This window comes from Microbacterium sp. (genome assembly GCF_035277845.1).
GTDB lineage: Bacteria > Actinomycetota > Actinomycetes > Actinomycetales > Microbacteriaceae > Microbacterium.
Map to the genome: position 1 here is coordinate 1 of NZ_DATEJS010000002.1, position 10,285 is coordinate 10,285.

General features: G+C 70.9%; 11 protein-coding genes. 4 read left to right on the forward strand and 7 right to left on the reverse strand.

Translation table 11 applies throughout. From position 1 onward, the window contains the following. The 5 genes from VJR25_RS00045 to prmC all read right to left on the reverse strand — a co-directional run. A partial coding sequence (locus VJR25_RS00045; protein WP_324111240.1) for a F0F1 ATP synthase subunit A occupies nt 1-487 on the reverse strand: 487 nt, incomplete at its 3' end. Between the two features lie 108 nt (nt 488-595). After that, nucleotides 596-1,078 carry a hypothetical protein gene (locus VJR25_RS00050; RefSeq protein ID WP_324111242.1) on the reverse strand — a complete coding sequence of 161 codons (483 nt, stop codon included), beginning with the start codon at nt 1,076-1,078 and terminating at the stop codon, nt 596-598. After that, a complete protein-coding gene (locus tag VJR25_RS00055) occupies nt 1,075-2,229 on the reverse strand; it encodes an MraY family glycosyltransferase (RefSeq protein WP_324111244.1) in 1,155 nt (384 codons plus the stop codon). Before VJR25_RS00055 ends, VJR25_RS00050 begins: the two co-directional genes overlap by 4 nt. Further along, nucleotides 2,226-2,909: an L-threonylcarbamoyladenylate synthase gene (locus tag VJR25_RS00060; protein WP_324111246.1), complete on the reverse strand. Its 684-nt coding sequence runs from the start codon at nt 2,907-2,909 to the stop codon at nt 2,226-2,228. The genes VJR25_RS00055 and VJR25_RS00060 overlap by 4 nt, the downstream gene beginning before the upstream one ends. Nucleotides 2,910-3,032: 123 nt before the next feature. Then, nucleotides 3,033-3,926, reverse strand: a complete 894-nt coding sequence (prmC, locus tag VJR25_RS00065; RefSeq protein WP_324111248.1) for a peptide chain release factor N(5)-glutamine methyltransferase — start codon at nt 3,924-3,926, stop codon at nt 3,033-3,035. A 118-nt stretch (nt 3,927-4,044) separates the two neighbouring features. Here prmC and cysK point away from each other — a divergent pair, with 118 nt between their 5' ends. Then, complete coding sequence (gene cysK, locus VJR25_RS00070) at nt 4,045-4,986, forward strand: cysteine synthase A (RefSeq protein WP_324111249.1); 942 nt, start codon at nt 4,045-4,047, stop codon at nt 4,984-4,986. A gap of 20 nt (nt 4,987-5,006) precedes the next feature. Continuing rightward, nucleotides 5,007-5,558, forward strand: a complete 552-nt coding sequence (gene epsC, locus VJR25_RS00075; RefSeq protein WP_324111251.1) for a serine O-acetyltransferase EpsC — start codon at nt 5,007-5,009, stop codon at nt 5,556-5,558. 166 nt (nt 5,559-5,724) lie between these two features. Here the strand turns inward: epsC and VJR25_RS00080 are convergent, their stop codons facing one another. After that, the gene (locus tag VJR25_RS00080) at nt 5,725-6,690 is read right to left on the reverse strand and encodes a hypothetical protein (protein WP_324111253.1); all 966 of its coding nucleotides are present in this window, start codon (nt 6,688-6,690) and stop codon (nt 5,725-5,727) included. A gap of 191 nt (nt 6,691-6,881) precedes the next feature. After that, on the reverse strand, nt 6,882-8,294 hold the full coding sequence (locus VJR25_RS00085) for a cation:dicarboxylate symporter family transporter (protein ID WP_414683687.1): 1,413 nt from the start codon (nt 8,292-8,294) through the stop codon (nt 6,882-6,884). A gap of 153 nt (nt 8,295-8,447) precedes the next feature. Here VJR25_RS00085 and VJR25_RS00090 point away from each other — a divergent pair, with 153 nt between their 5' ends. Next, nucleotides 8,448-9,713 (forward strand): sensor histidine kinase, encoded by a 1,266-nt coding sequence (locus VJR25_RS00090; RefSeq protein WP_324111255.1) that lies wholly within the window; start codon nt 8,448-8,450, stop codon nt 9,711-9,713. After that, nucleotides 9,710-10,285 (forward strand): response regulator (locus tag VJR25_RS00095; RefSeq protein ID WP_324111257.1); only part of this gene is annotated, 576 nt, incomplete at its 3' end. The genes VJR25_RS00090 and VJR25_RS00095, both read left to right, overlap by 4 nt.

A 10,285-nucleotide genomic window follows, 5' to 3' on the forward strand; every position in this document is an offset into this window, starting at 1 on the left:
CCTTCTCCCGGAAGCCGGCGTAGATGAACATGACCCAGGCGATGATCGCCATCACGATCGGCAGGCCGATCGCCGCGGTGCCGGCCAGCTGCAGGCCGGGAATCGACCCGACCAGGTTCATCCCGAAGATGAGGAAGAAGAAGGTCATGATGATCGGCTCGTAGCGACGGCCGATCTCCTCGCCGAGGTTGTCGTAGATGACGCCCTTGCGGACGAACATGAAGATCGCCTCGAAGGCGGCCTGTCCGCGGCCCGGCACCACCTTCATGTTGCGGGTGGCGAGCCACATGATGAGCAGAAGCACGACGACCACGAGGATGCGGATCGCCATCATGCGGTTCAGCTCGAAGGGCGTTCCCTGGAACAGGAGAGCCGGCGGGAAGAAGTCATCGATGGACGGGCCGTGAAACCCGGAGTCATCGGTCGCGGCGTTGGCGATCAGTGAAGCGACGTGGGTAAACAGCGTGAGGCTCCGGCTTCGGGGCACCGCGAAAGCGATGCGACGGCGAATGTGTTTTTCGGCCGGCACTCCGGGCGCGCATGCAGTGCGCCCAGGTTCAACGGCCTCGCCTAGCCTATCAAGAAATGTTCAGGTTCACGAACCCGAGCCATCGTCAGATGGTATACCATCCGGGTCGGTCGTGGGCAGTTCCACGTCGCCGACGTAGGGCACACGGGCCCGTGCGAACACCACGATGTCCACCACGAGCGAAACCAGCACCCCCGCGACCGCGGCGAAGAAGAATACCAAAGGGGCGATCCAGGGCTGGCCGCGCAGGGTCAGCAGCACGATGAAGAACACCACGACCTTGACGAACCAGCCGCCGAGCACGATCGCGAAATAGGCCGTGGACAGCAGCTCTCCCCCGCCGACCCGGGCCCCGATCAGCATGGTCACCGCGGTCAGTCCGAGGAACACGGCCGCCATCAGCACGCCGATGAGCGCGCTCCACAGCCCGTGGGTGCCGGCGACGGCGAAGCCGATCCCGGCGCCGACCACCGCGAGGATCCCCTCGATCACCAGGCTCCAGCGCAGCGTCGAGCGCAGGATCGCATTCGGGTTCTGGTCAGCGGTCATGCGGCGGCCTCCGGTCGGGGTGCGGTCTTGCGGGCGGTGCGGCGACGCGGCGCGACGGTCACGACGAGGCAGGCGGCGGCGCCGATGACGCCGTAGACCACACCGATCCAGTACGCTCCCGGCCAGTCCTGGCGCGAGGCGAGGTACATGAGCAGCACGGCGATCCCGATGATCGCGGTCCACGCGTAGAAGATGAGCACGGCCGCACGGTCGCTGTGGCCCATGTCCAGCATCCTGTGGTGCAGGTGCTTGCGGTCCGGCGAGAACGGCGACTTCCCGGCCCACAGCCGCCGCACGACGGCGGAGCCGAAGTCGATCAGCGGCAGGATCACCACCGCGATCGGCAGCAGGATCGGGATGAAGGCACCGAGCAGCTGCGAGCGGCCGAAGTCGGCACCGGTCAGCGTCGGGTACTGCGCAGTGATGGCGAGAGCCGAGGTCGCCATGAGCAGACCGATGAGCAGCGCTCCGGCATCCCCCATGAACATCTTCGCCTTGCTCCAGTTCAGCGGAAGGAAGCCGGCGCACGCGCCCACGAGCGTGGCCGCGAGGAAGGATGCCAGGTTGAAGTAGGTACTGGCGCCGATGTCGCGCACCAGCAGGTACGAGTAGACGAAGAAGATCGCGTTCGCGATGAGGCAGACGCCGGTGAGCAGCCCGTCGAGGCCGTCGATGAAGTTCACCGCGTTCATGACCACGACGATGGCGAGCACGCTGATCGCGAAGCCGACCGGACCGGAGACGACGGTCATGCCGCCGATGGGCAGCGCGTAGATCTGCAGCTGCCCCCAGCCGGCCACGATGCCTGCGGCGAGGAACTGCGCGCCGAGCTTGATGAACCAGTCGAGGTCCCAGATGTCGTCGGCGACGCCGACGAGCACGGTCAGCGCCATCGCGACGAGGATCGCGATCATCTGCTGCGGGTCGGACCAGACGATCGCGAAGTACGGGTTGCCCGCGGAGACCGCCATGGACGCCGCGATGCCGAGGAAGACGGCGATGCCGCCGAGCCTCGGCGTGGGCGTGGTGTGGACGTCACGCGCGCGGATGCCCGGATACAGCTTGTACTTCAGGGCGAGCTGCCAGACCGACCACGACAGCACCAGGGTCACCGTGGCCGTCAGGAGGACGGTGAACAGATACTGCTTCACGCGGCATCGTCGGCGGGATCGGGCTCCAGCAGCTCGCCGACGACCTCCCGGAGCCGATCGCGGCCGATCGCGCCCTCGCGCAGCACCCGGATGACGGGATCCGCTCCCCCGACGAGGCTCGTGGCGTCGACGATGGTCGAGGCGACGCCGGTGAGGCTGGTGCCGGCGTCGAGGTACACGGAGACGCTGTCGCCGAGCATCGCCTCGGCGTCGAACGCGGTGATCGCGGCCGCCTGGCCGGTGAGGTTGGCGCTGGAGACCGCCAGCGGGCCGGTCTCCTCGAGGAGCTCCAGCGCGAGGGAGTGCGCCGGCATCCGCACCGCCACGGTGCCGTGCGTGTCGCCGAGGTCCCACGTGAGCGACGGCTGGGACGGCAGCACGATGGTGAGGCCGCCGGGCCAGAACGCCTCGACCAGCCGGTCGACGGCGTCGGGCACCTCGGCGACGAGCGCCTGCATCGTGGTGCGCCCGGCCACGAGCACCGGCGGCGGCTGCTGCCGCCCGCGGCCCTTGGCTGCGAGGAGGCGCCCGACCGCGACGGCGTTGAAGGCGTCGGCGCCGATGCCGTACACGGTGTCGGTGGGCAGCACGATGAGGTCGCCGCGACCGACGGCCTGGCGCGCTTGGCGCATGCCGGTCAGCAGCTGCGTCTGGTCGGCGCAGTCAAAGAGGGAGGACATGTCGTGCTCCAGTCTATCGAGGCGGCGCGGCGGCGCCCGTGAAGCGGGTCAGCGATCCCTTCGAAACGGACCGGGCCGCCGGGCCGGCCGGGATTTTCGCGGCGGATCGCGGTCAGGTCGTGCTCAGGGACGGATCGCGGTGGTCACGCGGTCGCGCAGTGTGAGGTCGGGATGCGTCGCGGCGGCGCGCCAGCCGTCGGCGGTGAGGATGGCGCGCACCGCCTCGCCCTGCCACTCGCCGTGCTCGATGGCGAGGAACCCGCCCGGACGCGCCAGGCGCAGGCCGGTGCGGCTGAGCACCCGGATGGCATCCAGGCCGTCCGCTCCCCCGTACAGCGCACGCGGCGGATCGTAGAGGCGCACCTCCGGGTCGCGCGGGATCGCGTCGTCCGGCACGTACGGCGGGTTGGACGCCACCACGTCGACGACGCCGTCGAGCTCCGGGAACGCGTCGGCGAGGTCCGCCTGCACGAGGGTCACCTCGGGTGCGAACGCGTCGACGTTGCGCCGCGTCCAGGCGATCGCCTCGGCGGACAGCTCGGCGGCGTGCACGCGGGCGTACGGTACCTCGGTGGCCATGGCCAGCGCGATCGCGCCGCTGCCGCTGCCGAGGTCGACGGCCACCGGCGCCTCGGACGCGACCTGCCGCAGCGCGTCGATCGCCAGCTGGGCGAGCACCTCGGTCTCGGGGCGCGGCACGAAGACCCCCGGGCCGACATGCAGCTCCAGGTGCCGGAAGGGCGCGAGGCCGGTGAGGTGCTGCAGCGGTTCGCGGGAGGCCCGGCGGGCGACGAGCGCCTCGAACGCCGCCCGGTCGGCCGCGGCGACGTGATCGCCGCGGACGGATGCCGCCTGCACCTGACCGCGTCCGACGCCGAGCACGTGGCCGGCGAGCAGCTCGGCATCCACCTGCGGATCGGCGACGCCCGCGGCGGCGAGCGTCTGCGCCGCGTCCCGCAGCAGGGCGGACAGGTCGACGGCGGAGTCGGGATCTGCGGAGTCGGCGGGGTGCGGCATCCCTCCATTCTCGGATGCGCGCGTGCGGATGTCGCACAGCGTCACAAATCGGCGCGGCCTATGAAGCCGGGCCTAGGCTGAGGCAACCAACTGACATGTGCTTCAGGAAAGGCCCGCCATGCCCGGCATCCACTCCGACATCACCACCGCGTTCGGCAACACGCCGCTCGTCCGCCTCAACCGCGTCACCGACGGCGCGGAGGGCGAGGTCTACGCGAAGCTCGAGTACTTCAACCCCGGATCGTCGGTCAAGGACCGCATCGGCATCGCCATCATCAACGCGGCCGAGGAGGCGGGCGCCCTGCAGCCGGGCGGCACCATCGTCGAGGGCACCTCGGGCAACACAGGCATCGCGCTGGCCCTGGCCGGCGCGGCGCGCGGGTACCGGGTCATCCTCGCGATGCCGTCGTCGATGTCGATCGAACGCCGCCAGTTGCTTGCCCGCTTCGGCGCGGAGATCGTGCTCACCGACCCGGCCGGCGGCATGAAGACCGCCGTCGCGGAGGCCGAGCGCATCGTCGCCGAGACGCCCGGTGCGATCCTGGCCAGCCAGTTCGAGAACGCGGCCAACCCGGAGATCCACCGCAAGACCACCGCCGAGGAGATCTGGCGCGACACCGACGGCGAGGTCGACATCTTCGTCGCCGGCATCGGCACCGGCGGCACGATCACCGGCGTCGGCCAGGTGCTCAAGCAGCGCAAGCCCGGCGTGAAGGTCGTCGCCGTGGAGCCGAGCGCGTCGCCGCTGCTGTCCGAGGGCACCACCGGCCCCGCGAAGATCCAGGGCATCGGCCCGAACTTCGTGCCGCCGATCCTCGACACCGACGTCTTCGACGAGGTCGTCACGGTCGAGTTCGACGACGCGATCGCGACGTCGCGGGCCCTCGCCGCCCACGAGGGCGTGCTGGCGGGCATCTCGTCCGGCGCCTCGGCGTGGGCCGCCATCCAGGTCGCCAAGCGCCCGGAGAACGCCGGCAAGAAGATCGTCGTCGTGCTGCCCGACACGGGCGAGCGCTACCTGTCCACCGCCCTCTTCGAGGACCTGCGCGAAACGGTCTGACATTGTCTGTCGCAGGACGCATGCGGGAGGATCTCGCAGCCGCACGGCTGCGGGATCCTGCTGCGCGCGGCTCCGTGGAGCTCGCACTGCTCTACCCCGGGCTGCACGCCATCTGGGCGCACCGCGTCTGGCACGCGCTGTGGGTGCGGGGCTTCCGCTTCGTCGCGCGCACGGGCTCGCAGCTGACCCGGTGGCTCACCGGAATTGAAATCCACCCCGGCGCCGTCATCGGGCGCCGGTTCTTCATCGACCACGGCATGGGCGTCGTGATCGGCGAGACCGCCGAGATCGGCGACGACGTGATGCTGTACCACGGCGTGACGCTCGGTGGCCGCACCTGGAACCGCGGCAAGCGGCATCCCACCCTCGAGGACGGCGTCGTCGTCGGGTCCGGAGCCAAGGTGCTCGGTCCCGTCACGATCGGCGCGCGCAGCGCGGTGGGCTCCAACGCGGTCGTCACCAAGGATGCGCCGCCCGACTCGGTGATCGTGGGCATCCCCGCCAAGTCGCGCCCGCGCCACCTCGGCGCCGAGACCCGCGCCGAACTCGCCGCCCCCGAGTACTTCATCTGAGTCCCGCAGCCCGGTGCCCCGGGTGCGTGCGGCGCCGTCTCGGTGCGGCAGCATCCCGGTGCGGCGCCGTCTCGATGCGGCAGCCTCTTGATGTTGACTTGCCTTAGATGTACGACGCGCGCGGCGTGTCGCGTACATCCAGGGCAAGTCAACAGGGGGTGCGGGGTCACCGGGCGTGGCGCAGGGCGCTGCGTGTGAGCGAGACCAGCCGGCGGGGCTCCGAGAACAGCATCTGCGCGGTGACGCGGATGACGCGCCAGCCGGCCCGTACCAGCGCATCGTGCTTCTCGATGTCGCGGTTCCACTGCGCCTTGTCGATGCGATGGTGGTCACCTTCGTACTCGATCGCGATCTTCCGCGCGGGAAAGGCGAGATCGACGCAGCCGATGAACGTGCCCGACTCGGTGTAGACGTCCACGTCGGTCTCGGGTTCCTCCAGCCCGGCGTCGACGAGCGTCAGCCGCATCCACGTCTCCGGGCGCGACGCGACTCCCGGCCGCGCCCGGCTCAGCGCTTCGCGCAGCGCCACCACGCCCTTCCGTTTGAAGGGAATGGACGCCTCGAGCTCCGCTCTGCCCGCCAGCGCGGGTGAGACGATCCATCCGTGCGGTCCGGCAACGCGGTCGACCCACAGCGCGGCATCCGCCACCGCCACCAGGTCGTACGGATGCCGGAGCACCGTTCCGAGCAGCGCCCAGGTGGCGGCCGGAGACGTCAGGCGCACATGGTGCTCGGGATGCTGCTGCACCGTCACGCCGCGACCGGCGAGCTGGTGGCCGACCACCCCGGCACACCGAAGTGCGCGGCCTGGAGCACGCACGGAGACATGGATCGCGTCGGCATCCACCCATGGCAGCGGGAGACCCCACAGCACCGCCGCGGTCGTGTGGGAGAAGAACTCCGCCGCGCCCATCAGCACGGAGAACTGGCGGGCGCGCCGCACGGTGGCGCGCAGCTGCAGTTCTCGATCCGTCGGCCGCGTGGCATCGTCACCCTCGTCTGCACCCCGGACGGCGCGCAGCCCCGTGAAGGGCCGTTCGAAGAAGGCCGAATCGAGGTCGCGGCGGGAGAATCCCGCCCGCAGTCCCGCGCCCGTCGTGAACGCGGGTTCGAAGTCGAGATGCGGTGTCATCCCCCGACGATGCCACCGATGCCGGATCAGCCTCGGAATCCATCCACAGGCACCACCAGCCGCAGTTGACTTGCCCTGGATGTACACCGCGCACGGCGTGTCGCGTACATCCAGGGCAAGTCAACGGAGAGGGCGGGCGGCGGTCAGCACCGGGGAGCCCGCGCAGCGGGGTGCGTCGGCCCCGGGGCGCGTCAGCGCCGGGATGCCAGTGCGGCAGAGGCGGTCGGCTCGGCGGCCGACGGCTCGGCGGCCGACGTCGCGGGCTCGGCGGTGGCGGGGCCGTGCGCGTCGGACGCGAGGGATGCCTCGTCGAAGGCGAGCTCGCCGCGCAGCACCCGGCGAGCCCGGTCCGCGTCGAACTGGCGGGTCCAGACGCCGATCAGCACGGCGGCGACCGCGTTGCCGGTGAAGTTCGTCACCGCACGGCCCTCGGACATGAACCGGTCCACGCCGACGATGACCGCGACGCCGTTGACCAGGTCGGGGCGGTAGGTCTGCAGACCGCCGGCGAGGGTGGCCAGGCCCGCACCGGTGACGCCCGCGGCGCCCTTGGAGGCGATGATCATGAAGACGAGCAGGCCGATCTGCTGCGGGAGTGCCATCGGCGCTCCCATCCCGGCCGCGATGAACAGGGATGCCATCGTGAGGTAGATCGCCGTGCCGTCGAGGTTGAACGAGTAGCCGGTCGGGACAGTGACGCCGACGACCGACTTCGACACCCCGAGGTGCTCCATCTTGGCCATCAGGCGCGGCAGGGCGACCTCGGAGGACGAGGTGCCGACGATCAGCAGGTACTCGCGGGCCAGGTACTTCATGAGCGTGAAGATGTTGATCCGCGCGACGGCGAGCAGGATCGTGCCGAGCACGACGGCGATGAACAGGAAGCAGGTGATGTAGAACGCGACCATCAGCAGGCCCAGGTTCCAGATCGCCGACGCGCCGGTGCCGCCCACGACTGCCGCGATCGCGCCGAATGCGCCGACCGGGGCCAGCCACAGGATCATGCCGAGGATGCGGAAGACGAGGGTCTGAAGCTGCTTCACGACCCCGAGGATCGGCTCGCCCTTGGCGCCCATCTTCTGCAGTGCGAACCCGACCAGCAGGGCGATGAACAGCACCTGCAGCACGTTGCCGTCGGTGAATGCGGAGAAGAAGGTGGTCGGGATGATGCCCAGGATGAAGTCGTGCGTCGACTCTCCGCCGCCGTCGACCGAGTACTTGGCCTCGGACATGTGCAGGCCGCTGCCGGGCTGGATGATGTTGCCCACGATCAGGCCGATGCCGAGGGCGACCGTGCTCATGACGAGGAAGTAGCCGAGGGCGAGCCCGCCGATCTTGCCGACCGTGGCCGCCTTCGCGATGGACCCGACACCGATCACGATGGTGCAGAAGATGATCGGCGCGATCATGAGGTGGATGAGGGCGACGAACGCCTCGCCCAAGGGCTTCAGGGCGACGCCCGCGTCGGGCCAGACGAGGCCCACGACGCATCCGAGCGCCACCGCGATGATCACGGAGAGGTAGAGCCAGGTGTGCTTGTCCCAGCTGCGGCCGCGGCGCAAGCGCGGCAGTCGGGTCGTCGTGGTGCGTGGCAGGAGAGTCATCGTCGCCTCCGGGGAACGTCGGTGTTCGGGGATGTCGGATGCCGCCCGTCGGTGGCGGCTCGTCCACTGTGCCGCCGGTCACGGTCGTCTGCCCGGTTGCGGTCGTATTGGTCGCAGGCATCCGGCCCCGTCCTCTGGCACTCTGGACGGAGCATGACCCGTCCCGCCCGTCCCCGCAGCGCCGCGACCGCCGTCTTCACGGCCGTGGCCGCCGTCGTCGTGTTCGTGGTCGTGGTGCTCGCGACGTCACTGGTGCTGGACGCGCAGCAGACCGCCCGCGCCGACGCGGAGCGGCTCACCCGCACCGTCTCGGCCACGCTCGCCGTCGCGCCGGGCGTGGCATCCGCGCTGCAGTCGGGACCGGCCGAGGCCACCGCGGTGCTGCAGCCGATGACCGAGGGGCTGCGACGGAGCACGGGGGTGGACTTCATCACGATCATGACGCCGGGCGGCATCCGGGTGACCCATCCCGACCCGGCGCAGATCGGCAAGCACTACATCGGCACCATCCCGCGCACCGCGCACAGCCTCACCCAGCAGGTGACCGGCACGCTCGGCCCGTCGGTGCGCACGATCGTGCCGGTGCTGTCCGCCGGCGCGGTCGTCGGCTGGGTGTCGGTCGGCGTGACCGTGCAGAGCATCAGCGGCGGCATCCTCCCCCGGCTGCCGTTCGCGATCACGGTGGCCGCCGCCGTGCTCGTCGCCGGGCTCGTCGTCGCCGCGGTCGCACGGCGCACCACGCGTCGACTGGCGGGGGATCTGCCGGCGGGCGGCATCCGGGATGCCGTGGCATCCTACGAGTCCACGCGCACCCTCGGCGAGGCCCTGCGGGCGCAGACCCACGAGCACGGCAACCGCATGCACACCGCGGTGGCGCTCATCGAGCTGGGGCGCGCGGACGAGGCCGTGGAGATCCTCACGCAGACGGCCCGGCAGAGCCAGGACCTCGTCGACCTGGTGAACGCCAACGTCGACGGCGACCCGGCGATCGGCGCCCTGCTGCTCGGCAAGGCCGCGCAGGCGCGCGAGCAGGGCATCGACTGGACCGCGCGCATCGAGCCGGGAACGCCCGCGTCCGGGCTGCCGCCGGTCGATGCGGTCGCTGTGCTCGGCAACCTGATCGACAACGCGCTGGATGCCGCGGCCGCAGGCCCCGCGCCGCGGTGGGTCCGCGTGGAGCTCGAGCCGTCCGGGGACGGCGTCTCGCTGGTCGTGTCGGACAGCGGCGCGGGCGTGCCGGCGGAGCTGCGCGAGCGCATCTTCGAGCACGGGTTCTCCACCAAGCCCGCGGGCGTCGAAGGGCGCGGTGTGGGGCTCGCATTGGCGCGGTCCGTGGTCACGGGGGCGGGCGGACGGCTCGAGCTGGATGCCGCCGCGCCGACCACGTTCCGGGTCGAGTTGCCGGGGGCGCGGCGATGATCCGCGTGCTGCTCGTCGACGACGAGGCCCTCGCGCTGGAGTTGCACCGGTCGTACCTGGCGCGCATCGACGGCTTCGAGGTGGTCGCCGAATGCTCGAGTGCGCGGGCCGCGCTGGTGGCGCTGCTGGAGCGCGATCTCGCGATCGACCTCGTCCTGCTCGACATGACGATGCCGGGCGGCAGCGGACTGGATGTGCTGCGGAACCTGCGGGCGCATGCGTCGGGCGTCGATGTGATCGCGATCACGGCGGTGCGCGACGCGGACGTGGTGCGCTCGATGGCCGCGCTCGGGGTGAGCCAGTACCTCGTGAAGCCGTTCGCGTTCGCGCTGTTCCGGGAGCGACTGGTGCAGTACCGGGATGCCCGGGAGCGTGCGCGCGCGACCGCGGGCGCCGCAACCCAGGCCGAGATCGATGCACTGCTGGGCGCGCTGCATCCCTCCGCTGCGCCGCCGTCGCTGCCCAAGGGCCTGTCCGCGGCGACGCTGGACGCCGTGAGCGAAGCCCTGCGCGCGGCCGGTGCCCTGTCGGCCCAGGAGGCCGCGCAGGCGCTCGGGATGTCGCGCGTCGCC

Coding starts and splice junctions, on each gene's coding strand:
- prmC (WP_324111248.1), bottom strand. CDS start 3,926: ATGCCGCACCCCGCCGACTCCGCAGATCCCGACTCCGCCGTCGACCTG.
- VJR25_RS00080 (WP_324111253.1), bottom strand. CDS start 6,690: ATGACACCGCATCTCGACTTCGAACCCGCGTTCACGACGGGCGCGGGA.
- epsC (WP_324111251.1), top strand. CDS start 5,007: ATGCGGGAGGATCTCGCAGCCGCACGGCTGCGGGATCCTGCTGCGCGC.
- VJR25_RS00060 (WP_324111246.1), bottom strand. CDS start 2,909: ATGTCCTCCCTCTTTGACTGCGCCGACCAGACGCAGCTGCTGACCGGC.
- cysK (WP_324111249.1), top strand. CDS start 4,045: ATGCCCGGCATCCACTCCGACATCACCACCGCGTTCGGCAACACGCCG.
- VJR25_RS00090 (WP_324111255.1), top strand. CDS start 8,448: ATGACCCGTCCCGCCCGTCCCCGCAGCGCCGCGACCGCCGTCTTCACG.
- VJR25_RS00085 (WP_414683687.1), bottom strand. CDS start 8,294: ATGACTCTCCTGCCACGCACCACGACGACCCGACTGCCGCGCTTGCGC.
- VJR25_RS00050 (WP_324111242.1), bottom strand. CDS start 1,078: ATGACCGCTGACCAGAACCCGAATGCGATCCTGCGCTCGACGCTGCGC.